The 25,300-nt window shown below is 58.7% G+C and carries 17 protein-coding genes; 10 read left to right on the forward strand and 7 right to left on the reverse strand.

Features of this window, described 5'->3' with window-relative positions; translation table 11 throughout:
• The first annotated feature begins 95 nt into the window (after window positions 1-95).
• From KUF73_RS08950 to KUF73_RS08970, 5 genes are all read left to right on the forward strand, one after another.
• Window positions 96-3,584: a response regulator gene (locus KUF73_RS08950; RefSeq protein ID WP_218437677.1), complete on the forward strand. Its 3,489-nt coding sequence runs from the start codon at window positions 96-98 to the stop codon at window positions 3,582-3,584.
• Window positions 3,585-4,418, forward strand: a complete 834-nt coding sequence (locus tag KUF73_RS08955) for a protein-glutamate O-methyltransferase CheR (protein WP_218437678.1) — start codon at window positions 3,585-3,587, stop codon at window positions 4,416-4,418.
• Window positions 4,415-5,008 carry a chemotaxis protein CheB gene (locus KUF73_RS08960; protein ID WP_218437679.1) on the forward strand — a complete coding sequence of 198 codons (594 nt, stop codon included), beginning with the start codon at window positions 4,415-4,417 and terminating at the stop codon, window positions 5,006-5,008. Before KUF73_RS08955 ends, KUF73_RS08960 begins: the two co-directional genes overlap by 4 nt.
• Window positions 5,002-6,183: a hybrid sensor histidine kinase/response regulator gene (locus KUF73_RS08965; protein ID WP_218437680.1), complete on the forward strand. Its 1,182-nt coding sequence runs from the start codon at window positions 5,002-5,004 to the stop codon at window positions 6,181-6,183. Before KUF73_RS08960 ends, KUF73_RS08965 begins: the two co-directional genes overlap by 7 nt.
• Window positions 6,184-6,260: 77 nt before the next feature.
• A complete protein-coding gene (locus KUF73_RS08970) occupies window positions 6,261-6,638 on the forward strand; it encodes a response regulator (protein WP_218437681.1) in 378 nt (125 codons plus the stop codon).
• A gap of 119 nt (window positions 6,639-6,757) precedes the next feature.
• Here KUF73_RS08970 and KUF73_RS08975 read toward each other — a convergent pair whose 3' ends face one another.
• From KUF73_RS08975 to KUF73_RS08985, 3 genes are all read right to left on the reverse strand, one after another.
• Entirely contained in the window at window positions 6,758-8,428 is a 1,671-nt protein-coding gene (locus KUF73_RS08975; protein ID WP_218437682.1) for a response regulator, read from the reverse strand.
• Window positions 8,425-9,927: an ATPase domain-containing protein gene (locus tag KUF73_RS08980; protein ID WP_218437683.1), complete on the reverse strand. Its 1,503-nt coding sequence runs from the start codon at window positions 9,925-9,927 to the stop codon at window positions 8,425-8,427. The genes KUF73_RS08975 and KUF73_RS08980 overlap by 4 nt, the downstream gene beginning before the upstream one ends.
• A 189-nt stretch (window positions 9,928-10,116) precedes the next feature.
• The gene (locus tag KUF73_RS08985; protein WP_218437684.1) at window positions 10,117-11,172 is read right to left on the reverse strand and encodes a tetratricopeptide repeat protein; all 1,056 of its coding nucleotides are present in this window, start codon (window positions 11,170-11,172) and stop codon (window positions 10,117-10,119) included.
• A gap of 205 nt (window positions 11,173-11,377) precedes the next feature.
• On the opposite strand from KUF73_RS08985, the gene KUF73_RS08990 reads away from it, so the two are divergent.
• From KUF73_RS08990 to KUF73_RS09000, 3 genes are read left to right on the forward strand one after another with little or no spacing between them, the layout of a single operon-like run.
• Window positions 11,378-13,513 (forward strand): FUSC family protein, encoded by a 2,136-nt coding sequence (locus KUF73_RS08990; protein WP_218437685.1) that lies wholly within the window; start codon window positions 11,378-11,380, stop codon window positions 13,511-13,513.
• The gene (locus tag KUF73_RS08995) at window positions 13,503-13,703 is read left to right on the forward strand and encodes a DUF1656 domain-containing protein (RefSeq protein WP_218437686.1); all 201 of its coding nucleotides are present in this window, start codon (window positions 13,503-13,505) and stop codon (window positions 13,701-13,703) included. The genes KUF73_RS08990 and KUF73_RS08995 overlap by 11 nt, the downstream gene beginning before the upstream one ends.
• Window positions 13,704-13,707: 4 nt before the next feature.
• A complete protein-coding gene (locus KUF73_RS09000; RefSeq protein ID WP_218437687.1) occupies window positions 13,708-14,664 on the forward strand; it encodes an HlyD family secretion protein in 957 nt (318 codons plus the stop codon).
• A gap of 209 nt (window positions 14,665-14,873) precedes the next feature.
• Here the strand turns inward: KUF73_RS09000 and KUF73_RS09005 are convergent, their stop codons facing one another.
• From KUF73_RS09005 to KUF73_RS09020, 4 genes are all read right to left on the reverse strand, one after another.
• Entirely contained in the window at window positions 14,874-16,295 is a 1,422-nt protein-coding gene (locus KUF73_RS09005) for an efflux transporter outer membrane subunit (protein WP_218437688.1), read from the reverse strand.
• Window positions 16,292-19,483, reverse strand: a complete 3,192-nt coding sequence (locus KUF73_RS09010; protein WP_218437689.1) for an efflux RND transporter permease subunit — start codon at window positions 19,481-19,483, stop codon at window positions 16,292-16,294. Before KUF73_RS09010 ends, KUF73_RS09005 begins: the two co-directional genes overlap by 4 nt.
• A gap of 15 nt (window positions 19,484-19,498) precedes the next feature.
• Window positions 19,499-20,752 carry a multidrug efflux RND transporter periplasmic adaptor subunit MexE gene (gene mexE, locus KUF73_RS09015; protein WP_218437690.1) on the reverse strand — a complete coding sequence of 418 codons (1,254 nt, stop codon included), beginning with the start codon at window positions 20,750-20,752 and terminating at the stop codon, window positions 19,499-19,501.
• A 286-nt stretch (window positions 20,753-21,038) separates the two neighbouring features.
• Window positions 21,039-21,956 (reverse strand): LysR family transcriptional regulator, encoded by a 918-nt coding sequence (locus tag KUF73_RS09020; protein ID WP_247257114.1) that lies wholly within the window; start codon window positions 21,954-21,956, stop codon window positions 21,039-21,041.
• 269 nt (window positions 21,957-22,225) lie between these two features.
• Here KUF73_RS09020 and KUF73_RS09025 point away from each other — a divergent pair, with 269 nt between their 5' ends.
• A complete protein-coding gene (locus KUF73_RS09025; protein ID WP_218437691.1) occupies window positions 22,226-23,248 on the forward strand; it encodes a zinc-dependent alcohol dehydrogenase family protein in 1,023 nt (340 codons plus the stop codon).
• A gap of 569 nt (window positions 23,249-23,817) precedes the next feature.
• Window positions 23,818-25,287: a hypothetical protein gene (locus KUF73_RS09030; protein WP_256345518.1), complete on the forward strand. Its 1,470-nt coding sequence runs from the start codon at window positions 23,818-23,820 to the stop codon at window positions 25,285-25,287.
• Window positions 25,288-25,300: the final 13 nt, after the last annotated feature.

Raw genomic sequence — 25,300 nt, forward strand, 5'->3', positions numbered from 1 at the left:
GTAGGACTTTGCGTAAAAACGCATCAGAAAAATGGATCAATGCGCCGGTTATGGGGCAAACTCCTTGGTTTTCACCAGTTCGACAAGGCTTAACTATGACTTCTGAGTCTTCGGTAGATGAGCAACGATTCCGCAAGCTCCTGAGCCGCAACATCAGCCTGCCGCTGGGTGTGGGCGTTATCAGCGCAGTGTTCTTCGTGTCGTTGATTACGTACCTGCTGTCGACGATCCAGTGGGTCGAACACACGGACCGGGTGATCAATAACGCCAATGAGGCGGTCAAGCTGACGGTTGACCTCGAAACGGGCATGCGCGGCTTTCTGCTCAGTGGTGACGAGAAATTTCTCGAACCCTATGAAACGGCCAAGCCGAGGATCGAGGTTGTTCTCGAAACCTTGCTCCAATTGACAGCTGACAACACGGCGCAGACCGACCGTCTGCACCGTCTGCAGGCCTTGCAGGATGAGTGGGCCGCTTACGCGCAAACCATGATCGACCTGCAGCGATCCAGCGGCGATTATCGCGGCGCAGTCAAAGCGGGGAAGGGCAAGCGCCTGACCGACGAGATCCGCAAGCAATTCGATGACGTGATCGACATGGAGCAGCAGTTGCGCGCCACGCGCAACGAGGAAGTGCGCCGCACCACGGTCTGGAGCATCGCCCTTTACCTGTTGTTTATCGCCGGCATCAGCAGCTTGCTGGCCTACGTCGGCCGGCGGGATCTGCTTAACCTCTCTAACAGCTACAGTGCCAACCTCGCCGCGCAACAAGCCAGTGCCCATCGCCTGGAGCAGCAAGCCTGGCTGCGCAATGGCCAGACCGAACTGGCCGAACAAGTGCTGGGGCAACTGAGCCTCAACTTGCTGGGGCGCAACATTTTGCAGTTCTGCGCGCAGTATCTGGGTTCTGCGGTGGCAGCGATTTATGTCCGGGAAGAGCACGGCGGCCTCAAGCGCGTGGCGTCTTACGGCTTCTCCCGTGAGCAGGAAGCACTGGATCAACAGATTTACAGCGAAGAAGGCATTGTCGGGCAGGTGGCGCACCAGGCCCGGCTGATTCGCCTCGACGATGTTCCAAGCGACTATTTCAAGGTCAGTTCCGGCCTTGGCGAGGGTCTGCCGCGCAGCGTGCTGGTGGTGCCGACCAGCGACGATGACCGGGTCAATGGCGTCATTGAACTGGGTTTCTTGCGGCCACTGACCGACCGCGATATCGAATTGCTCGAACTGATCGCCGGCAACATCGGCACTTCCATCGAGGCGGCGCGCTATCGCCAGCGCCTGCAGGAAGTGCTGGCCGAAACCCAGCAACTCAACGAAGAACTGCAAGTTCAGCAGGAAGAACTCAAGACGGCCAACGAAGAACTCGAAGAGCAGTCGCGGATTCTCAAGGAGTCCCAGGCGCACCTCGAAACCCAACAGGTCGAGTTGGAGCAGACCAACGAACAACTCGCCGAGCAGGCCGAAATTCTGGCTGAGCAACGCGACGCCATGGACCTGAAGAACACCGAACTCAATCAGGCCCAGAGCCAGCTCGAAGAGCGCGCCGAAGAGTTACAGCGTTCCAGCAAGTACAAATCCGAATTCCTTGCCAACATGTCCCACGAGTTGCGCACGCCGCTGAACAGCTCGTTGATCCTGGCCAAGTTGCTGGCGGAAAATCCCCAGGACAACCTCAGCGCCGAACAGGTCAAGTTCGCCGAGTCGATCTACTCTGCCGGCAATGACTTGCTCAACCTGATCAACGACATCCTCGATATCTCCAAAGTCGAGGCCGGCAAACTGGAAATCCGCCCGGAAACCACCAGCGTTGCGCGGCTGGTGGACGGCTTGCGCGGGATGTTCCAGCCATTGGCGACGGACAAACAACTGGATTTCCACGTCGAGTTGCAGGCCGGTGCGCCGACGATGATGTTTACTGACCGCCAGCGTCTGGAGCAGGTCATCAAGAACCTGTTGTCCAACGCCGTGAAGTTCACCGAAAAGGGCCGCGTCAGCCTGACCGTTGCCGCCGTGCCGAACAACGGCATTGCTTTCAGCATCAGCGATTCCGGGATCGGCATTGCCACTGATCAGCACGAAAGCATTTTCGAAGCGTTCCGCCAGGCCGACGGCACCACCAATCGGCGTTATGGCGGCACCGGGCTGGGGTTGTCGATTTCCCGCGATCTGGCGGCGCTGCTTGGCGGTTCCATCAGCGTCAGCAGCACGCCGGGGCAGGGCAGTGTGTTTACCCTGACATTGCCGCAGCAATATGTGGAACCGGGTGAAAACCCCGTAGAACCGATGCGCGCCTCGCCGGTAGCGGCCATACCCAACATCGCACCCGCCATACTGGCGCCGTTGCTCGCCGAAGACATTCCGCGTTTCGATGATGACCGCCAAAAAGCACCGTTCACCACGCGCTGCATTCTGGTGGTGGAGGACGAGCCGAACTTCGCGCATATCCTCTTCGACCTGGCGCATGAACTGGGTTATCACTGCCTGGTGGCCCACGGCGCTGATGAAGGTTACGACCTGGCCCGGCAATTCATTCCCGATGCGATCCTGCTGGACATGCGCCTGCCGGACCACTCCGGGTTGACCGTGCTGCAACGCCTCAAGGAACACGCGGAAACCCGGCATATACCGGTGCATGTGATTTCCGTCGAGGATCGGGTAGAAGCGGCGATGCACATGGGCGCCATCGGCTATGCCGTCAAGCCGACTACGCGTGAAGAACTCAAGGACGTGTTCGCACGCGTGGAAGCCAAGCTGACCCAGAAGGTCAAGCGTGTGCTGCTGGTCGAAGACGACGATTTGCAGCGCGACAGCATTTCCCGGCTGATCGGCGACGATGACATTGAAATTACCGCCGTCGGCCTGGCGCAGGATGCACTGAACCTGCTTCGCAACACCGTGTTCGACTGCATGATCATCGACCTCAAGCTGCCCGACATGCTCGGTAACGACCTGCTCAAACGCATGTCCACCGAGGAAATCTGCTCGTTCCCGCCGGTCATCGTTTATACCGGGCGAAACCTGACCCGCGACGAAGAAGCGGAACTGCGCAAGTATTCGCGCTCGATCATCATCAAGGGTGCACGCTCGCCTGAGCGATTGCTGGATGAAGTGACACTCTTTCTGCACAAAGTCGAATCGCGGTTGTCCCATGAACGGCAGAAGATGCTCAAGACCGCCCGCAGCCGCGACAAGGTGTTCGAGGGGCGCAAGGTGCTGCTGGTGGACGACGATGTACGCAACATTTTCGCTCTTACCAGCGCACTGGAGCAAAAAGGGGCAGTCGTGGTCATTGGCCGAAACGGTCGTGAAGCGATTGATCGATTGAATGAAGTGGAGGACATCGATCTGGTGTTGATGGACGTAATGATGCCGGAGATGGATGGCTTTGAAGCCACCATCGAAATCCGCAAGGACCCGCGCTGGCGCAAGCTGCCGATCATTGCAGTGACGGCCAAAGCCATGAAGGACGATCAGGAGCGCTGCCTGCAGGCGGGCGCCAACGATTACCTGGCCAAGCCCATCGACCTGGATCGCCTGTTTTCGTTGATTCGTGTGTGGTTACCGAAGATGGAACGTATTTAAGTGGAGCGCAATTTTTCCGTGGAGCGCAACAGCGAAATCGAGATGCGGTTGTTGATCGAGGCGATCTACCTCAAGTACAGCTACGATTTCCGCGATTACTCTGGTGCTTCGATCAAGCGCCGGGTGGCTCATGCGTTGAGCCAGTTCGAGTGCAGCACTATTTCGGCGTTGCAGGAAAAGGTGTTGCATGACCCGACGGCGTTCATGCAGCTGCTGCAACTGCTGACGATTCCAGTCAGTGAGATGTTCCGTGACCCCTCGCACTTCCTGGCGATCCGCAAGGAAGTGGTGCCGCTGCTCAAGACCTACCCATCGATCAAGATCTGGATCGCCGGTTGCAGCACCGGCGAAGAGGTCTATTCGATGGCGATTTTGCTGCGCGAAGAAGGCTTGCTTGATCGGACCATCATTTACGCCACCGACATCAATCCACGTTCGCTGGAAAAAGCCAAGCAAGGGATTTTCTCGATGGAGAATGTCCGGGCCTACACTGCTAATTACCAGCAGGCCGGTGGCCAATGCTCGTTCGCCGACTACTACACGGCGGCCTACGGCTACGCCATTTTCGACAAGTCATTGTGTGAAAACGTGACTTTTGCTGATCACAGCTTGGCAACCGACAGCGTTTTCTCAGAAACCCAATTAATTTCATGTCGTAACGTATTGATATATTTCAACAAAAAGCTTCAGGATCGTGCCTTCGGTTTGTTTCACGAATCGCTGTGCCACCGTGGTTTCCTGGTGCTGGGCAGTAAGGAGACTCCGGATTTTTCAGCCTTTGGCAATCAGTTCGAGCCACTGGTCAAACAGGAACGGATTTACCGCAAATCATGAGCAGTGCATCGGTTTTGCCTTCAATAGAAGCGATCGTCATTGGCGCGTCGGCCGGCGGGGTCGAAGCGCTGCTCCATATCCTCGGCCCACTGCGTGCAGGCTTCGTGTTGCCGATCATCGTGGTGCTGCACCTGCCGGACGAACGCCGCAGTCACTTGGCTGAGGTCTTCGCTCGACGGGTTGCCTTGCCTGTTTTGGAAGCCGGTGACAAAACCACGGTCGAAGCCGGAACACTGTATTTCGCCACGCCCGGTTATCACCTGTCGGTGGAACATGACCGCAGTTTTTCCTTGAGCCTCGAGCCGCGCGTGCACCATTCGCGGCCGGCCATCGATTACCTGTTCGAATCCGCCGCCGATGCCTACGGCCCAGGCCTGGCGGCGGTGTTGCTGACCGGCGCCAATCGCGATGGTGCAAGCGGCCTGGCCCACGTCAAGCAGCGGGGCGGCCTGACCATCGTGCAAGATCCGGATGAGGCGCAGGTCGCGACCATGCCCTTGGCGGCGCTGGACATTCACCAACCTGACCACATTCTCCCTATCCGCGGCATCGGCCGTCTGCTTGTCGAGCTGGAACGAATCGCATGTTAAGTAATATTCAGGCCAAACTGCTGATCGTCGACGATCTGCCGGAGAACCTGTTGGCGCTCGAAGCGCTGATCAAGCGTGAAGACCGCATCGTCTACAAGGCGTTGTCCGCCGACGAGGCGTTGTCGCTGTTGTTGCAGCATGAATTCGCCATGGCCATTCTCGACGTGCAAATGCCCGGCATGAATGGCTTTGAACTGGCCGAACTGATGCGCGGCACGGAAAAGACCAAGAACATTCCGATCGTGTTTGTCAGTGCCGCCGGTCGCGAGCTGAACTACGCATTCAAAGGCTATGAAAGCGGCGCCGTGGACTTCCTGCACAAACCGCTGGATATCCATGCGGTCAAGAGCAAGGTCAACGTGTTCGTGGAACTGTTCCGCCAGAGCAAGGCGATGAAGCAGCAAGTCGAAGAGCTGGAGCAGAGCCGTCGCGAGCAGGAAGCGCTGCTTCAGCGTTTGCAGAGTACCCAGCTTGAGCTGGAGCAGGCCGTGCGTATGCGCGATGACTTCATGTCTATCGTCGCCCACGAAGTACGCACGCCTCTCAACGGCCTGATCCTCGAAACCCAGTTACGCAAGATGCACCTGGCCCGGGACAACGCCTCGGCGTTTACCCTCGACAAGATGCACGCCATGGTTGATCGCGATGAACGGCAGATCAAAAGCCTGATCCGCCTGATCGAAGACATGCTCGACGTTTCGCGCATTCGTACCGGCAAACTGTCGATCCGCCCGACTCGTTTCGATCTGGCAGAGCGGGTACGAGTCCTGCTGCAAAATTTTGCCTCGCAGATCGACGCCGCCGAGTCTTCGGTGACGGTGGACGCCGAACAGCCGGTGGTCGGCAACTGGGACGAGTTTCGCATTGAACAGGTGATTTCCAATCTGCTGACCAATGCCTTGCGTTACGGCGCCAAGAGCCCGATCAGCGTGAAGGTGTACAGTGAGAGCGGTGAAGCACGAGTAGAAGTGCGTGATTGCGGGATCGGTATCAGCGAAGAAAACCAGCAACGGATTTTCCAGCAGTTCGAGCGGGTCACGGCCAAACACGCCGTCGCCGGGCTGGGTCTGGGATTGTTTATTTCCGAACAGATTGTCACCGCCCATGGCGGTACCATTACCGTCGAAAGCCGGATTGGCGAAGGCGCCCTGTTTCGCGTTTGTCTGCCGCTGTAGGAAAACAGCCCGATAAACGCAACCTCTGATCGACCCTGGGGTCGTATCAGCAGCTATTGACCGAACAAAGGCTTCCCATGAGTGAAGATGCACAAGACGTCGTATTGATCGTCGAAGATGACCCTTCGATTTTGATGGTGCTGGCCGCCTATTTGTCAGGGGAGGGTTACCGGGTATTGCAGGCTGAAAACGGCGAGCAAGCCTTCGAGATCCTCGCCAGCAAGCCGCACCTGGACATGATGATTACCGATTTCCGCCTGCCGGGCGGAATCTCCGGCGTGCAGATCGCCGAGCCCGCAGTGAAACTGCGACCGGAGCTCAAAGTGATTTTTATCAGCGGCTATGCCCAGGAAATCCGCGAGACCGACAGCCCGATCACGCGCACGGCACCGATTCTGGAAAAGCCGTTTGACCTGGATCGATTGCAAGAACTGATGCAAGACATGTTGTCCTGACGGCCCCATCCATGTAGGAGCTGCCGAGTAAAACGAGGCTGCGATCTTTTGATCTTGATCTTAAAAACCAAAATCAAAAGATCGCAGCCTTCGGCAGCTCCTACAGGGTTTTGGGAGCCTCAGACGCTGATCATCTCCCGCACCTTCGCCGTCAGCAGGTCGAAGGTGAACGGCTTGGTGATCATTTGCATGCCCGGGTCGAGGAAGCCACCGCGCACCGCCGCGTGCTCCGCATAGCCGGTGATGAACAGCACCTTCAGGCCGGGCCGGTACTGCCGGCCGATCTCCGCCAATTGCCGGCCATTCATGCCGGGAAGTCCGACGTCGCTGATCAATAGATCGATGCGCTGCGCAGAATCAAAAATAGGCACCGCGCCGTCGGCATCGCAGGCCTCGACGAAGGCATAACCCAAATCACTCAGTACCGTGCTCACTAGCACCCGCACGGCTGGATCATCCTCGACAATCAGCACTGTTTCACCGTTCTGCGCAAATAGCGGATGCTGGCTATCGATCGGGCGATCTTCCGGCAAATCACCCCCAAAGCGTGGCAGAAACAGGCTAACCGTGGTGCCTTCGCCCACTTGGCTTTGAATGGCGACATGGCCCCGGGATTGTTTGCTGAAACCATAGATCATCGACAACCCGAGCCCTGTGCCCTGGCCAATCGGCTTGGTGGTGAAAAACGGGTCGAATGCGCGGTTGATGGTGCTTTGCGGCATGCCGCAGCCATTGTCGGTGACGCTGAGTACCACGTAATCGCCTGGCTTGAGGTTGCTGTGGGCAGCGGTGAACTCGGCATCGAGGTGCCGGTTCGCGGTTCCCACCACGAGTTTGCCGCCATCAGGCATGGCATCCCTCGCGTTGATGACCAGATTGAGCAGGGCGCTTTCCAGTTGATTGGGGTCCGCCTCGGCCACCCACAATTGCTCACTGAGTTGCATGTCCAGGCGAATGCTTTCGTCGACGCTGCGTTGCAGCAGTTCGCCCATGGACACCACGAGGGTGTTCATTTCCACGGGTTTTGAATCCAGCGACTGGCGTCGGGAAAACGCCAAGAGCCGATGAGTCAGGCCCGCCGCACGATTCGCCGAAGTCACGCCGAGGTCGATCAGGCTATCGAGATCCTCGAATCGTCCACGGGCCAGACGCCGGCGCAGCAACTCCAGGCTGCCAATGATGCCGGTGAGCATGTTGTTGAAGTCGTGGGCGATGCCGCCGGTGAGTTGACCGACCGCTTCCATCTTTTGCGACTGCCGCAACACTTCTTCGTTATGGCGCAGTTGAGCGGTGCGTTCTTCGACCTGCTGTTCGAGGGTTTCCAGGGTGTTTTGCAGACGCAGTTCGCTTTGACTCAAATCGATCAGCCGATCCCTGGCTTCATACTGTCGTCGACGCCCGCGCAGGGCGGTGGTCACCAGGCTGATCAAGGTTTCCGGGTGAAATGGCCGTTCAAGGAACGTGACATTGCCCAGTTGCGGGCCAAAACGCGAAGCGGGGTTCTGTTCCGGGCCACCATGATGAGTCAGCAGTACGATGGGCAGGTCCGACCAGGCGGGCTGTTGCTCGATCATACCGAGCAACGGTTCCAGGTCGCTGCGCAACAACGCTTCGGATGAGATCAACAACACACCCGCGCCTTGTTCCAGTTCGCGGCAGAGTTCAAGCAGATCAGCAGTGATTACGCCGTCGTAACCCGCTTCCTTGAGCAACATCAATGCAATCTGGCTGTCACGCCCTAGCGGCGCGAGAACAATCGCGCGCTCGGACGTTGCCTCGTAGACCGTCACGGACCTTCATCCCCGAGCAATGGGTTGCTCGCACCCAGATAGGTGGGGACGCCGCGCAGTACACCCTGGAATGCATCCAGCGGTTCGCCGATGGTCATGCCCGATGCGCTGATGCGGTATTCACGGATGGTCGACTCATGGCTGCCGGTACGTTTCTTGATGATCGAAATCGCGCGGCGCACCTTGCCCAGTGCTTCGAAGTAGCGCAGCAGGATGACCGTGTCGGCCAGATAAGTGATGTCCACCGGGGCTTGCATATCGCCCACCAGTCCATGCTGGGCGACGGTCATGAAAGTCGCAGCGCCCTGGCGATTGAGGTACAGCAGCAGTTCATGCATATGCAGCACCAAAGCGTTCTCCTCAGGCATGGCGGCCTGATAACCGTTGATGCTGTCGATGACCACCGTTTTGATGTCGCCCTCATCGACGCAACGACGGACTCGATAGGAGAACTCGCCGGGGGACAGTTCGGCGGCATCTACTTGTTCGATCAACAAGTTGCCGGTGTCTTGCAACGCCTTAAGGTCAATGCCGATGTTCTTCATGCGCTCAAACAGCAGCCCCAGTTCTTCATCGAAGATGAACAGCGCGGCTTTTTCACCGCGGGCCACTGCGGCGGCGGCAAAGACCATCGAGATCAAGGATTTGCCAGTACCGGCTGGGCCGAGGATCAACGTACTGGAGCCGGTTTCGATTCCGCCGCCGAGCAGGGCATCCATTTCCTTGATGCCGCTGGTCAATTGCTGACGGATGTAGCGTCCTCGATGCTCGGCGGCCACCAGGCGTGGAAAGACATGCACGCCATCGCCCATGATGGTGAAGTCGTGAAAGCCGCCACGGTATTTCTGGCCGCGGTACTTCACCACCCGGATGCGGCGACGTTCGGCACCATAGTTCGGCGTCAGTTCTTCCAGGCGAATCACCCCGTGTGCCACGCTGTGCACGGTTTTATCGAGGGATTCGGTGGTCAGGTCATCCAGCAGTACAACGGTAGCGTCGTAGCGCACGAAGTAGTGCTTGATCGCAAGAATCTGTCGACGATAACGCAATGAGCTTTGCGCCAACAGGCGGATCTCTGACAGGCTGTCGAGCACCACGCGCGTCGGTTTGAACCGTTCGACCACTTCGAAAATCTGCTTGGTCGCCTCGCCGAGCTCAAGGTCCGAGGAATACAGCAGCGATTGCTGGTGTTCGGCGTTGAGCAGGCTTTCCGGCGGCGTCAGCTCGAAGATATGGATGTTTTCGCCCAACTCCCAGCCATGCGACCGCGCGCCCTGGCGCAGTTCGCGTTCAGTTTCGGACAGGGTGATGTACAACGAGCGCTCGCCGGCTCGCGCGCCGGCCAATAGAAAGTGCAATGCAACGGTGGTCTTGCCGGTGCCCGGCTCACCCTCCAGCAAAAACACGTGGCCGCGGGATAGCCCGCCATCGAGGATGTCATCCAGACCTTCGATACCGGTGGCGGCTTTTACGCTGATGAACTCGTTGGATATAGACAAAGAATGCCCTCTCATGACCAGGGGAACGAGGCAGCGGGCGCTAAGTGCCACTATGGGCTGCCTGTTTACTTGACCCTTGTCGATGACGAGCGTTCAACCTTTTTAAAGCAAAAGATCGCAACCTTCGGCAGCTCCTACAGATGGAACCTATTTCCCTGTAGGAGCTGCCGAAGGCTGCGATCTTTGCTTTTAAAGCCCCTGTTGAAGGGCTGGATCATCAGGATTGAGCTGTTCCAGCTGCGCCAGCAGAATCTGCACGTTCTGCAACTGACCGCTTTCTGTCCAGTAGTTGATCAACAAAACCCGCGCCTTGCGATCGTTCGGGTGGCGCTGGACGATCTCCTGCAACTGCTTTTGCGCCGCTTCCAGCTCCTGTTCACCATGCAGCGTGGTGGCCAGGTCATAACGGTAATCCTTGTTGTCGGGCTCCAGCTCCACGGCTTTCGACAGGCCGAGCAGGGCGAACTCACTCTGGCCATGGTGCAGCAACCAAAGCCCGAGGGCATGCTGCAAATACGCCGAATCAGGCTGTGCCTTCAATTGTTTGGCCAGCAGCTGCCGCGCCGCGTCGCTCTGGCCAAGCTTGTCCAGCACTTCAATTTGCATGACCAGTGCCGGCAGATTCTCGGGAGCAAGGCGCAAGGTGTTTTCAAGCGCCTGCTGCGCCTCCTTGAACTCGGCGTTGTGCAGGTGAAGTCGCGCCAGCTGATAGTGATTCTCGGCGCTTTCAGGCGCGCTTTTTAACACCTGCTCCCAGGCATCGATGGCCTGCTCCAGTGGCCCGAAATACAAACCGAGATCATCCGGCGACAATCCAAGCAATGCGTTGACGGCGGCTAACCGCACATTCTGGTCGCTGTCATCGAGCAACGGCCCCAGCAACAAACTGCGCTGGCCGCTGGGCACCAGCCCGCTGATGCTTTTGATCGCCGCAATGCGCACCTCGGGCGACTCGTGTTGCAGGTCTGCATCTGCCAGCTTCAGGGCCACGGAGCTTGGGTAGTTCGGCAGTTCGGCATGCAGCCATATGCGCCGTTTGGGAGAAAGGTCAGGGCGACCCAATTGTTGGTAAAGCACCCGCGCCGCGCCCGGCTGACCGGCGCGGGCCTGGGCCAGCGCTTCGCTGTAACCGCGTTTGATCGCTTCAGGCACCACCGGGGTCGTGCTGCGCAGGAACAACCAGGCGACAGCGATGACCAGCACGGCGCAGAGGCTGAAAAGCAGGTAACGGCGGGACTTGGGCATGCAGAATCCGGGAGCTGGCAAGCTTTTGCAAAGTCAGCAGCTTCGGTCAGGGCGGGCGCTGAGTCAAACCCTGACTCACTTTGATGGCTGCACTGTAGCCTGAACGGGATCGGCGAATTTGCCTACAGGTCGCATCGACACCGAAACCTGTCGAGACCCCGTACCGATGACTACGCTTGTGGGAGGTACCCCGACTGGCATTCCCATGCAAGCGCTCCTCCTATATTTCAAAGCGATCATCAACCCCGGCCCCGGCGTGTTGCTGTTCGCCTTGAGAACCATCGCGGCCGGGCTGTTGACGCTGTACCTGGCCTTCCTGTTCGATCTCGATCAGCCGAAGTGGTCGATCATGGCCGTGGTCATTGTCAGCCAGCCATTGGGTGGGATGGCCCTGGCTCGAAGTTTTGGTCAGGTCATTGGCACGACTTTGGGTGCGGTGGCGGCGGTGGTGATCATGGCGATCTTTCCCCAGGCGCCAGTGCCGTTCCTCATCACATTGTCGCTTTGGCTGGCGTTTTGTACCGCCGGCGGCACTTTGTTGCGCTACACCAGTTCCCAGGCGTTCGTACTCAGTGGCTATACGGCAGTGGTGGTCGGACTATTAGCGGTCCCTGATCAGGATGGCACCTTTTTACTGGCCGTGACCCGCGTGACCGAGACACTGCTGGCCGTAGCCTGCGTTTGTGTGGTCAGCCTGCTGACCGCGCGGCCGGAAGCCGTGGCCCGGGATTACTTCGCAAAAATCGATCAAGTGATCAAGCTGTTGGCCACTCATGCCGGCGCGGTCATTCGTACAGAGGAAAGCGAGGCCGATTTTCAACAACGGCAAATGCAGCTGTTGGGCCAGATCAGCGCACTGGAAGGCGTGCGCCGGCATTTGTACTACGATGCACCGCGATTGCGCAGCGCCAACGGTCTGGTGCAATTGCTCGGTAATCAATTGGTGCTGCTCACTGCACGTCTGACCGCCCTGCGGCATCAGCGGCAACTGTTGACCGAACGCTGGCAAGGCGATTTACCGGACGAAATCCTGCGTTTGCGTGCCGAGGAACTGGCTTTTCTCGATGAACTGGCGAAGCAGGGCCGAGCGCTGTCCAGCGAACAGCGCCACCATTTCACGGCATTGCGACTACGATTCGACGAATTGGCCTACCGGGCAGAACAACTGACCGAAATGCTGCCGGCCACCTTGCGTTCGCTGGCCTGGTCGTTGCGTTGGGAGCAGGCGCGGCTGTTGGAGCAACTTGAACAGATTCTGGACTTGAGTGATGCGATCCAGAACGGCCGCGCTGCCAGCAGCATCTACCGCGCGCAGGACAATCCGCTGCACCTGGACTTCACGTTGGCGGCAATGAATGCCATCCGTGCCTGGTGCGCCTTGATGGTGGCCGGTCTGATCTGGATCGAGACGGGTTGGGATGGTGCCCGGGGCGGAATGATCGTGGCCGGTATTCTCTGTTCGTTGATGGCGACTTTTCCTCGGCCGCTGCTGGCCGCCCAGAGCTACGCCCGAGGCTTGGGACTGGCGCTGGTGGTGTCGGCATTCCTGCAATTCATGTTGCTGCCGATGATCAGCAGTTTCGAGCTCCTCGCATTGTTACTGGCACCGCTGCTGTATGCCGTGGCCGTGGGGCTGTCCAGTCCGCCCACCACCGGGACCGGGATTGGCCTCGGACTTTCGACTTTTCTGCTGTTGGGGCCGCAAAACACCGGGCTGGGGCAAAACACTGCGATCCAGTGGTTTGAGTTTGCTGGCGCCTATGTCTGCGCCGCGACGTTGGCGTTGAGTGTGTATGCCCTGATCTTTCCCTTCAGGCCCGTGCTGCGGATACGCCGTTTGCATAAAGAGAATGGCGAGCAGGTCTACGCGTTGTTAAAGACTCCGGCCACCGATGAAAACCAGTTTGCCTTTGAAAGCCTGATGGTCGATCGCCTGACCATGATGTTGGGGTTATTGCCGGCCATTCAGGACAAGTCTTCGCGCGACCTGTTCGAGGTCAGCCTCGGCTGTATGGCGGTGGGGATCGCCTTGAACCAGCTCCGACAGCGAGCGCAGGACAACCCGCTGCTGAGCCCGGAGTTGCAGGCCCGGTTGTTCGCCACGGTACGGGAAACGGGAAGGCTGGTGGCGGGGCGACCCGGCATTGAAACGGATCACGTGCTCGCCAGCCTGCACACCTTGGGCGACGAACTGGACGACTTGCATTCAAGCGTCCATGACCAACTTTGGTCAGTCTTCCGCATGCGCGTGGCGCTGTTGATCGTGGTGTCGTTTCTGGAACGCCACCGTAGCTACTATGAACCTGCAACCTTGCAAGGAGCACCAGCACTTGCCCATTGATCTGGAAATAGGCGGCGTCTACCTGCCGCCAATCGCCCAGGCGCTACTGCTGGGTTTGCCAATTTTCCTGGCGCTGGACTGGGTCTTGCGGCGCCTCGGCGTGCTGCGGTTCGTCTGGCATGAAGCTTTGTTCGAGGGCGCGTTGTACGCCTGCGTGTGTGCGACGTTGATTCTGGTGATGGGAGCCTGATGCATTGAAGAAGATCCTTTCCCACCTCACGACGGTGGCCGTCGTCGTACTGGCCTTTGTGCTCGGCTGGTTTGCCTGGGAGCATTACACCCGCGCCCCCTGGACCCGTGACGCCCGGGTGCGTGCCGATGTGGTGACCTTATCCGCCGATGTCTCGGGGCGCATCGTCAGTCTGGGCGTGCAGGACAACCAGCATGTGGAAAAAGGCCAGTTGCTGCTGGAAATCGACCCGGCACGTTATGTCCTTGCGGTGGAGCACGCAAAGCGTGCCGTCGAAGTGGCAAAAGCCTCGCTGGGGCAATCGCAAGCGACCATTGTCGCTAGCCAGGCGCTGCTCAGGCAGCGCCAGAGCGAGGAGCAGCGAAGGCGTACGCTGAAGGAACGCTCGGCAATCTCCGGCGAAGAATGGGAGAAAGCCAGCACCGACGTATCGGTGGCGCAGGCGGACTTATTACGTAACGAGGCCAATCTGGTTCTGGCGCAGGCCAACGTGCAACTGGCCGTCGCTGCATTGGCCGAGTCGCAACACGATCTGGAGAGAACCCGGGTCGAGTCGCCAGTGACGGGTTACATCACCAACCTGCTGACCCGGCAGGGCGACTACGCGACAGCGGGTGGCCCGTTACTGGCGCTGGTGGACAGCGATTCGTTTTATGTCAGTGGCTACTTCGAGGAAACCAAGTTGCCGCGAATAGGGCAGGGTGACCGGGTAGACATTGAATTGATGAGCGGCGAAAAGTTTGGCGGCACCGTGCAAAGCATTGCCTTTGCCATTGCCGACCGGGAAAACCTGCCGGGTGGACGGCTGCTGGCCAACATCAACCCCAGCTACACCTGGGTCAAACTGGCGCAGCGGGTACCGGTGCGGATCGAGATCGACGCGGACTACGCCGGTAAAAACAACCTGCGGGCCGGGACCACAGCCACGGTCACCGTCGAGGAAAACCACCGCCAACAATAATGTAGGAGCTGTCGAGTGAAACGAGGCTGCGATCTTTTGATCTTGCTTATAAAAAACAAAGTCAAAAGATCGCAGCCTCGTTTTACTCGACAGCTCCTACAGGGATTTGTGTTGTGTTTTTGAAGGACAAAAAAACCCCGCGACCGAATGAGGCGCGGGGCAAAGAATTGGTTGGTTGCGGCCAACCAAAGGAGCTCTTTAAAACGCGATTACTTGCTGGCGACCGTTTCTGGCTGCCAGCCACCGCCAAGGGCCTTGTAGATCGCGACGATGCCGCGGTACAGATCCACTTCAGCCTGGGCCTGGGTGTCTTCGGCCGCCAGACGCTCACGTTGGGCATCAAGCAGGACCAGGAAATCCACCGTGCCTTCGCGGTAGCGGATCTCCGCCAGGTCGGCTGCCGAGCGGCTGGACTCGCTTTGACGAATCAGCGAGATCAAGCGTTGTTGGCGTTTGCCGTAATCGCTGAAGGCGTTTTCCGATTCTTCCAGGGCGAGCAACACTTGCTGCTCGTAGCTCGCCAGGGCACCTTCGGCATCAGCGTCGGCGCCGCGTAAACGGGCCTTCACGCTGCCCAGATCGAACGCCGCCCAGGTAATGCTTGGGCCGAGCGCCCAGGCATTGGCCGCCGAAGAACCAATCTGCGAACCACGCCCGGCGGTGAAACCGAGGAAGCCGCTGAGGCTGACGCGAGGGAACAAATCAGCCTTGGCCACACCGATACGCGCGGTGGCCGAAGCCAGTTTGCGTTCAGCGCTGAGAATGTCCGGACGCCGTTGCAGCAGTTCACCCGGATCACCGATAGGCAGGGCCTTGGCGATCGCCGGCAAGTCTTTTGGACTCAGGTCCACGGTCAACTTTTCCGGGCGCTCGCCCAGTAGTGTGGCAATACGGTTTTTCTGCCGAACCTGTTCGGCTTGCAACTGCGGCACGCTGGCTTCGACCGACGCCAGTCGTGCATCGGCGCGCTCCACGTCAAGCTGATCGCCAACGCCGGCGTCACGCAGACTGACGGTGATCTTGCGCGACTCCTGCTGGTTTTGCAGGTTGGCCAGGGCGATTTTTTCCCGCAGTTGCGCACCGCGCAGTTGTCCGTAGGAATCCACCAGTTCGGCAATCATGGTGACTTGCAGTTGGTACAGATCAGCCTCGATCGCTTGCTGTTCCGCGTTGGCCGATTCCAGGTTGCGCTGGATGCGGCCAAACAGGTCAATCTCCCAGGCCATGTCCAGGCCCAGGTCGTAACTTTCGATATTGACGCGGTCGGTGGTCTGGCCAGGAATCTGCGCCTTGCCCAGGTCACTGCTGACCCGGCTGGTGACGGTCGGCATGGCGTCATTGCTGACGTCGTCGCGAATGGCCCGTGCGGCTTTCCAGCGGGCGAAGGCCACGCGCAAATCACGGTTGCCTTTCAGGGACTCGGTCACCAACTGGTTGAGGGTCGGGTCTTCAAATTGCTGCCACCAGATGCCTTCGAAACGCGAGCGGTCAAAGTTCTTTTGGCCGGCAGCGCCATCGGTGGCGGCCGTGATGTTGGCCGCCTCCGTGGCTGGGGTCTTGTAGTCGGGGCCCACGGCACAGGCGCTCAGCGCCAGTACCAGCAGACTCGGCAGGAAGACTTTCAGACTCATTGATGCGACTCCTGTTGCGACAACAGTTTCTGGGCCTTGGCCAATTTGCGCGCATCACCGCGCTCGACAAAGTTACGAATCAGTACGTAGAACACCGGTGTCAGCAACAGACCGAAGAAGGTCACCCCGAGCATCCCGGAGAACACCGCCACACCCATGGCGTGACGCATTTCGGCACCGGCACCGCTGGAGAACACCAGCGGCACAACACCCATGATGAACGCGAAGGAGGTCATCAGGATCGGACGCAGACGCAGACGGCAAGCTTCGAGCACCGCCGCCAGCGGCTTCATGCCTTCTTGCTGTTTGTCCTTGGCAAACTCGACGATCAGAATCGCGTTCTTACAGGCAAGCCCCACCAGTACGATCAGGCCGATCTGGGTAAAGATGTTGTTGTCACCACCGGACGCAATCACCCCGGTAATGGCCGACAGCAAGGTCATCGGTACGATCAGGATCACCGCCAGTGGCAAGCTCCAGCTTTCGTACTGGGCCGCGAGCACCAGGAACGCCAGCAATACGCAGAGCGGGAACACGAACAGCGCGGTGTTGCCGGACAAAATCTGCTGGTACGTCAGGTCGGTCCACTCGTAGGTCATGCCGTTCGGAAGTTCTTCCTTGAGCAGTTTCTCGATGGCTTTTTCGGCCTGGCCGGAGCTGTAGCCAGGGGCTGCCGCACCGTTGATTTCAGCGGTAATGAAGCCGTTGTAGTGCATCACGCGGTCCGGGCCCGAGGTGTCGCTGACCTTGATGAAGGTCGCCAGCGGGATCATCTCGCCCTTGTTGTTACGCACTTTCAACTGGCCGATCTGGTCGGGTTCGAGGCGGAACTGTTGCTCGGCCTGAACGTTGACCTGATAAGTACGACCGAAGCGGTTGAAGTCGTTGGCATACAGCGAACCCAGGTAAATTTGCAGGGTGTCGAAGATGTCGCTGACGGCCACGCCGTGGGTCTTGGCTTTTTCCCGATCGATAGCGGCATCGACCTGCGGCACGTTCACGGTGTAGCTGGTGAACAGGCCTGCCAGTTCCGGCACGCTGTGACTTTTGGTGATGATGTTCATGGTTTGCTTGTACAGCTCGTCGTAGCCCAGGTTGCCCCGGTCTTCGATTTGCAGGCGGAAACCACCGATGGTCCCCAGGCCCTGTACCGGCGGCGGCGGGAAGATCGCGATGTAGGCACCCTGGATGTCCGCAAACTTGGCGTTCAACGCTGCCGCAATGGCACCCGCCGATTCGCTTGGGTCCGTGCGCTCGTCAAACGGCTTGAGTGGAGTAAACACGATGCCGGCATTGGGGCTGTTGGTGAAACCGTTGATCGACAGGCCAGGGAAGGCGACCGAGTTGGCGACGCCGGGTTGCTTGAGGGCAATCTCGGACATCTGCTTGATCACTTCTTCGGTGCGATCCAGACTGGCGGCGTCAGGCAGTTGAGCGAACGCGACCAGGTACTGCTTGTCTTGCGCCGGGACGAAACCGGTCGGGGTATTGGCGAAACCGAAGAACGTCAGCACCATCAGGCCTGCGTACAAGAGCAGGGCGATACCACTGCTGCGGATCACACGGGCAACGGTGCCGACATAACCATGGCTGGCCTTTTCAAAGAAGCGGTTGAACGGGCGGAACAACCAGCCACCGAAAATCTTGTCGAGAATTTTCGAGAACCGGTCTTTCGGCGCGTCATGGCCTTTGAGCAATACCGCCGCCAGCGCCGGTGACAAGGTCAGCGAGTTGAAAGCCGAAATCACAGTCGATATCGCAATGGTCAGGGCGAACTGTTTATAGAACTGACCTGTCAGCCCGGAAATGAATGCCGCCGGGATAAACACCGCACACAGCACCAATGCCGTGGCAATGATCGGCCCGGTCACTTCACGCATGGCGCGCTTGGTGGCCTCCACCGGGTTGAGCCCGAGTTCGATGTTCCGTTCGACGTTTTCCACTACCACGATCGCATCGTCGACCACGATACCGATCGCCAGTACCAGGCCGAACAGCGACAGGGCGTTCAACGAGAAGCCAAACAGGTGCATCACGGCAAACGTACCGATCAGCGAAACCGGCACCGCCACCAACGGAATGATCGAAGCGCGCCAGGTTTGCAGGAACAGGATGACTACCAGCACCACGAGGATCAGTGCTTCGAAGAGGGTGTGAACCACCGCTTCGATCGAGCCGCGCACGAAGATCGTCGGGTCATAAACGATGCTGAAATCCATGCCTTCCGGGAAGTTCTTCTTCAGTTCGGTCATTTTCGACCGCACTTCGTTGGAAATCTCGATGGCGTTGGAGCCAGGGCGCTGGAAGATCGGAATCGCTACCGCTGGCTGATTGTTCAGCAGCGAACGCAGGGCGTACTGACTGGAACCCAGTTCGACGCGAGCGATGTCCTTGAGGCGAGTGATTTCACCATTGTCGCCGGAGCGAATAATGATGTTCTCGAACTCTTCTTCGGAAACCAGACGACCCTGAGTGTTAACCGACAACTGGAACGCCGTGGCGTTTGGCGCAGGTGGCGCACCCAGCGCGCCGGCTGCGACCTGGCGGTTCTGTTCACGGATCGCGGTCACTACGTCGGTTGCAGTCAGATTGCGCGAAGCGGTCTTGTTCGGATCGAGCCACACCCGCAGCGAGTAATCGCCCATACCGAACAGCTGCACATCACCAACACCGCCCAAACGCGCCAACTCATCCTTGATGTTGAGCAGGGCATAGTTGGACAGGTAGAGCATGTCGTAGCGTTTGTCCGGCGAGGTCAAGTGCACAACCATCGTCAGGTCGGGCGACGCCTTGTCCACGGTGATACCGATGCGCGTCACTTCCTCGGGAAGTTTCGGCTCGGTACGGGTGACGCGGTTCTGTACCTGCACCTGTGCGTTGTCCAGGTCAGTGCCCAGCGCAAAAGTGATGGTCAGGGTGATCTTGCCGTCGGCGGTCGACTGCGAGGACATGTACAGCATGTTCTCGACGCCGGTGATGGCTTGCTCCAGCGGAGCGGCCACGGTTTCACCGATGACTTTAGGGTTGGCACCCGGGAAGTTGGCGCGGACCACAACGGTCGGCGGCACGACTTCCGGGTATTCGCTGATCGGTAACTGGAACAGCGAAATCGCGCCGGCGATCAGGATCAGCAGCGACAGTACCGCTGCGAAGATCGGCCGTGAAATGAAGAATTGGGAAAAATTCATCGGAGTCGTTATCCCTTAACCGCGTGGGGTCGCAGCAGCCAGTTTCACAACCGCGCCCGGCGCAACCTTGGCGGGCGCGACTTGAGGCAGGTTGCTGGCTTCCAGCGCTTGTCGTTGTTGGGCGAGGGCGGCGAGGGTTTGCTCGCTGGCCATCGGGACCACTTCAGGTGTCACTGGCGAACCAGGACGGACCCGTTGCAGCCCCTTGACGATGATGGTGTCGTCCTTGTTCAAACCACTGCGCACGATGCGCAGGCCTTCGATCTTCGGCCCCAACTCGACCGCGCGGTAGGCCGTTTTGTTGTCGGCATCCATCACCAGCACGAACTTCTTGCCCAGATCAGTGCCGACCGCTTCATCGTTGATCAGCATGGCGCTGTAAGTGCCGCTGCCCACCAGTTTCAAACGCGCGTAGAGGCCCGGGGTGTAGCTGCCATCGCTGTTGTCGAAGACGGCGCGACCACGGATGGTGCCGGTTTTCGGGTTGACCTGGTTGTCGACGAAATTCATCTGCCCGAGGTGCGGGTTGCCGTCTTCGTTGGACAGGCCCATGTACACCGGTGTGGCGGCGCCCCGTTTGCCCTGGCGGGCGAGTTGCGTGTACTTGAGGAACACACGTTCGTCGGCATCGAAGTAGGCATACACCTTGTCGGTGGAGACGACGCTGGTCAGTGGAGTGGTATCGGCGGTCACCAGGTTGCCGGCGGTGATTTCCGCACGGCTGACGCGACCACTGATAGGCGCGCTGACGCGGGTGAAGCTCAGGTTCAGTTTGGCCAGGTCCAGTTGCGCTTGAAGTGCCCCAACGGCGGCGCGGGCTTCTTGAGAAGCACTGGTGCGCGAATCGGCAAGTTCGGCAGAAATCGCATTGCTGGTACGCAGGCGCTCACCGCGCTGGGCTTCGTTCTCGCTGCGAGTGGCGTTGGCGCGGGCTTGGGCCACCAGCGCTTCGAGGCGGCGAACTTCAGCCTGGAACGGGCGAGGGTCGATCTGGAACAGCGTGTCGCCTTTCTTGACCAGTGCGCCTTCAGTGAAAGCCACTTCATCAATCTGACCGGAGACCCGTGGACGAATTTCTACAGTTTCCGGGGCTTCAAGGCGACCGGTGAATTCGTCCCATTCGTTGACGGGTTGCTCAAGCACCTTGGCCACACTGACCTTGGCAGCAGGTGGCGCGGCGGCAGTTTGCGGAGTCTTGCCGCAGGCGCTCATCACCAGTACGGCCAGCACGGCCAACGGGAAGCGCAAATGTTTGAGTGACTGTTCCATGGATGCATCCGCCAATGTATTGAGATTGGCGAATGATGCGCGGGGGGTGGGTATCGCACGAATCGAATGGGGCGAAGGTAACTATCATTCGGAATGATATAAGCCCGATGCCAGCCCTCTAGCGTGCGCCTTTGGTTAATGCGTGATCAATGAGGCTGATGACAATTGTGTGTTGCCTCGCTTGCAAAGATGCAAGATCAAAGATCGCAGTCTTTGGTAGCTCCTACGTTGATTGCGTAAACACCCTGTAGGAGCTGCCGAAGGCTGCGATCTTTAGATTTTCGGGTTATGCAAGACTGTCCGGGTCGCCGAAGAACATCTGAATTCGCGAGCGCAACCAACGCTCGCCCGGATCATTGTCCTGCGAACCGCGCCATGCCATGTGCAGCTCGAAACTGCGTACGGGCAACGGCGGGTCTTCAGCCCGCACACCGCCCGCCGCCGTCAGCGCATCGGCCGTGTAATCAGGCACGGTAGCGACGATGTCGGTGCCGGCCAGCAGCGTGCTCAGTCCATTGAACTGCGGTACGGCAAGCACGACATGACGTTTGCGCCCGAGTTTCTCCAGCTCTTCATCGATAAAACCACTCAAGTCGCCCGCAAACGACACCAGTGCGTGGGGGCGGGCGCAGTAGTCATCCAGGCTCAACGGTCCCGGCACGGTGTCGGCACGCAACAGTTTTGGCTGGCTACGGCGCAGCACTTTGCGCTTGGCATTGGCCGGCAAGTCGGTGGTGTAGCTGACGCCAATGGAAATTTCCCCCGAGGCCAACAACCCCGGCATCAGGATGTAGTTGACGCGCCGCACCACCAGCACGATCCCCGGCGACTCCGCGCGCAGGCGCTTGAGCAGCATTGGCAGCAAGGCGAACTCGACGTCGTCCGACAGTCCGATGCGGAACACCGCCGTACTGGTGGCCGGGTCGAAATCAGCCGCACGGCTGACAGCGGTGGAGATCGAATCCAGTGCCGGCGACAGCAGGGCGAAGATTTCCACGGCCCGGGCAGACGGTTCCATGCTGCGACCGGTGCGCACAAACAACGGATCATCGAACAGCCCGCGAAGGCGTGAGAGCGCCGCGCTGATGGCCGGCTGGCCGAGAAACAGCTTCTCTGCCGCGCGGGTCACGCTGCGTTCGTGCATTAGTGTTTCGAATACGATTAACAGGTTCAGGTCGACACGACGCAGGTCATTACGATTCATCTGGAGTCCTGGCAGGGTCATCAAACTTGACGTGAGCGGCCATATGAGAACAATGGCCAGCAAGAATATTACGGGGAAAGGCTGGTACTCTGCACCGAGTAATTCAGTTTTCCTACAAAGGCTGCTTCGGTTTCTTACGACATTTGACGATGTTGCCGCTGCTGCGGAATCAATGACAGGCATGTCGACTATTAATAGCCACTGATAGTCTTGGGTTAAAAGCCCAGCTAGAGTTCAGGGCATTAGAGGTTCATTTGGCGAGGTTTGCGATGTCCCGCACGATCCGTTTTCACAAGTTTGGTCCTGCCGAGGTGCTCAAATGCGAAGAGCATGCGGCGGCTTTGCCTGCACCAGGTGAAGTGCAGGTGCGCGTCGAAGCCATTGGCATAAGCTGGTATGACACCCTCTGGCGTCAGAACCTGGCCTCGTCCCATGCTCGTTTGCCTGCCGGCCTGGGCAGTGAAATGTCCGGTATCGTCACCGCGGTCGGTGAGGGTGTTGATGACATCGCGGTCGGCGACAAGGTCGCCAGCTTCCCGGCTCAAAGTCCGAACGACTATCCGGTCTACGGCGAACTGATCGTTCTGCCACGTACGGCACTGACCCGCTATCCGGACGTGCTCAGCCCGATCGAAGCGGCTGTGCACTACACGCCGCTGTTGATCGCCTATTTCGCCTATGTCGATCTGGCACGGGTCAAACCCGGGCAATTTGCCCTTGTCACCGACGCCAGTCACTGTGCCGGACCTTCGTTTGTACAACTGGGCAAGGCCTTGGGCATTCGGGTGATTGCCGCGACCAAGAGTGCAGACGAACGCGAATACCTGTTGAATCTCGGTGCCGAGAAAGTCATCGTCACTGAAGAGGAAGATCTGCTGATGCGGATCAACAAGATCACCGACAACCGCGGTGTAGATGCGGTGTTCGATGGTCTGGGCGGCCCGCAGATGTCGCTGCTTGGCGATGTGCTTGCACCCCGCGGTAGCCTGGTGTTGTACGGCCTTCAAGGCGGCAACCAGACACCGTTCCCGGCCTGCGCAGCGTTCCAGAAGAATATTCAGTTCTTCGTTCACTGCATCGGCAACTTCACCGGCAAGCCGGAGCTGGGCATTATTCAGGACCAGGTGGCGCTGCAACGTGCGTTGCGTGACATCAACCAGATGACTGCTGACCGCGTTCTGCTGCCGCTCAAGACTCGGGTCTTCCCGTTTGCCGAGTTTGTCGAAGCACACCGCTACATGGACGAATGCCCATGTCGTGAAAGGGTCGCGCTCGAGGTCGAGACGGCGTAACCCACGCCTCAAAAAAAATCCGTGCTTGCACGGATTTTTTGCTTTCAGCACTTTCCGACACGAGACGCCCATCGACCTGTCGATGGACCGGTTCAGCAACTGCACCGGTTTTTGCTCTCGATCTGTAGCTTCTAATCATCATCCAAGCCCTGATAATTGAATGATTACTTTCATCTCAAGGAATGAGTCATGGCAGGGTATCAGACCGATACGTTTCGAATCGCACCGTTGCTACTTACTCGACAAGTAGTGGGTTATTACTCAGTTGCCGAACAATCGCGGGCAACTTCTTTCTTTATTTCTTGTATTAAACGTCTGTGGGACGCTGTCGGACATTTCCTAGGATGGCGTGTGCAAAAGGATAAAGCCTTGCCGGGCGGGCCTTTCATCAGGGTCGAGTGCGCCTGCGGCGTTGGCGGCTGCCAAATCTTTCAAATATTGGCCTGAAAACTTAAGTGTTAGCATTTGGCAATTATGCCCAATAACTAAACCCTCTCCAGCCAGCTTTTTTGCGCGGTGCGTGCTGTTGTTTGCGCGGTTTCGATTTTATGAGCATCAGGTAAATAAAGATGACCAACATCCATGATCAAGCGATGAACTATGTCTACCAACAAGTGCTGCAACGCTTGCTGAGTTTTTTTTCCCGTGCCGAGCGCACTGCATTGCAGTTGTTGATCCAGCGCCTGGCAGTCGCTGCCGGAGGGATAGAGCAAATAGGCAACTACAAGGTGCTGGTGATCCAGTCCGGCTCCCGTGACAGCTGCTACAGCCTGGCGTTGCTGCGCGCCGCACAACTGACGATTGCCAGTCGGGCACCGGCAACGTTCCAGTTGCGGGTGGCAACCTTGCGTTTAAACGGCAGCAGTGCGGCGGCGCTGGAAAACATTCATCGCACCTACAGCGCCTTGTTCGTCTATGACGATCCACGGGTCGAAGTGCTGATGGTCGATAACAGGGAAGTCCTGCCGTTCGATCATGTCGCCCCCCTGTCCAAAACCGGTCGCGAGTCCAACCGCAGGAACCAGTTGATGATTGGCCATCGCCGTAGCTGGGACGAGCCGCTTGATCTGTGGGATGACGGTTATCTGGCCACCGGTGAATTCTATGGGCAGATCGCCCGCTGGAACAACGGGGTCGATGCCTGGGTCAGTGGCGACTCCTCTCGCCAACAGAAGCAGTTTATCGACGGATTCAAGCGCGCCGCCGCCAAGGCCGGCCTGGAGACGTCGAATCAGGTCGAACCGGGGTACAGCGGGTTGTTCGCGCTGCTCGACGAACTGGGCAGCGATTACTACCGGATGTTTTACGCCGAGCACGATCAGGAGCAATGGCGCCCGGCCGAACAGTTTGAAACCTGCCGGCGCACCACGTTTATAAACATTCACGACATGCTGGTCAGCAACCTGGAAGAACGCTGGCCGCTGCTCACCGAGTTTCTCGGGTTCCAGGCGGACGAGTTGACGACCCAACTCAGCGACAACGAATACGTCAGCCTTTCTATCTCGGCGCATGTTCGAGGGTTGCATGCCTGCTTCGTGCAGGGTCAAACCTACGAGTCGGGCGTCGCCCAATACCTGCAACGCGCACTGGTGATGATGCGCCGCAAGCAACTGCCGGAACGCTTGTGCGAACAAGCGATGGAGGCCTTCGGCTACCCTGCAGCGCTGGCCGAACAGCGCGCACGAACGACGGCAGAGGTCCAGCTCAGCCTTGGTTTGAGCGAGGCGCAACTCGTATGTCTGCTGTTTGCACCTTTTGTCGAAAAAGGCGCGGCGCTGGAGCGCTTCCTGCGCCAGTGCCACCCCGGCATGTTGGTGGCAATGCCCGATCTGCACCGGGCCATGCAGGGGCAGCCGGTCGCGGAGCAGATCATGCAATGGATGGTCGACGTCAGTGGGTTGCCTGTCAGACTGATCGGTGAGCTGTACCGAATGGGCCCGGTATCCATCAATGAGGGCAGGGTGGCAGACACGGATATACCAATCGAGGACGCCTATCACGACGTAATCGTGCCGGGTGAATGGTCCGCAGGTCGGTGAAAGTGAGCGACAG

Source organism: Pseudomonas sp. PD9R, from assembly GCF_019200975.1.
GTDB lineage: Bacteria > Pseudomonadota > Gammaproteobacteria > Pseudomonadales > Pseudomonadaceae > Aquipseudomonas.

What these genes read in the sequence shown, in the direction of transcription:
- KUF73_RS09010 (WP_218437689.1), bottom strand. Translation starts at nt 19,483, where the DNA reads ATGAATTTTTCCCAATTCTTCATTTCACGGCCGATCTTCGCAGCGGTA.
- KUF73_RS08960 (WP_218437679.1), top strand. Translation starts at nt 4,415, where the DNA reads ATGAGCAGTGCATCGGTTTTGCCTTCAATAGAAGCGATCGTCATTGGC.
- KUF73_RS09020 (WP_247257114.1), bottom strand. Translation starts at nt 21,956, where the DNA reads ATGAATCGTAATGACCTGCGTCGTGTCGACCTGAACCTGTTAATCGTA.
- KUF73_RS08950 (WP_218437677.1), top strand. Translation starts at nt 96, where the DNA reads ATGACTTCTGAGTCTTCGGTAGATGAGCAACGATTCCGCAAGCTCCTG.
- KUF73_RS08990 (WP_218437685.1), top strand. Translation starts at nt 11,378, where the DNA reads ATGCAAGCGCTCCTCCTATATTTCAAAGCGATCATCAACCCCGGCCCC.
- mexE (WP_218437690.1), bottom strand. Translation starts at nt 20,752, where the DNA reads ATGGAACAGTCACTCAAACATTTGCGCTTCCCGTTGGCCGTGCTGGCC.
- KUF73_RS09025 (WP_218437691.1), top strand. Translation starts at nt 22,226, where the DNA reads ATGTCCCGCACGATCCGTTTTCACAAGTTTGGTCCTGCCGAGGTGCTC.
- KUF73_RS09005 (WP_218437688.1), bottom strand. Translation starts at nt 16,295, where the DNA reads ATGAGTCTGAAAGTCTTCCTGCCGAGTCTGCTGGTACTGGCGCTGAGC.
- KUF73_RS09030 (WP_256345518.1), top strand. Translation starts at nt 23,818, where the DNA reads ATGACCAACATCCATGATCAAGCGATGAACTATGTCTACCAACAAGTG.
- KUF73_RS08965 (WP_218437680.1), top strand. Translation starts at nt 5,002, where the DNA reads ATGTTAAGTAATATTCAGGCCAAACTGCTGATCGTCGACGATCTGCCG.
- KUF73_RS08985 (WP_218437684.1), bottom strand. Translation starts at nt 11,172, where the DNA reads ATGCCCAAGTCCCGCCGTTACCTGCTTTTCAGCCTCTGCGCCGTGCTG.
- KUF73_RS08970 (WP_218437681.1), top strand. Translation starts at nt 6,261, where the DNA reads ATGAGTGAAGATGCACAAGACGTCGTATTGATCGTCGAAGATGACCCT.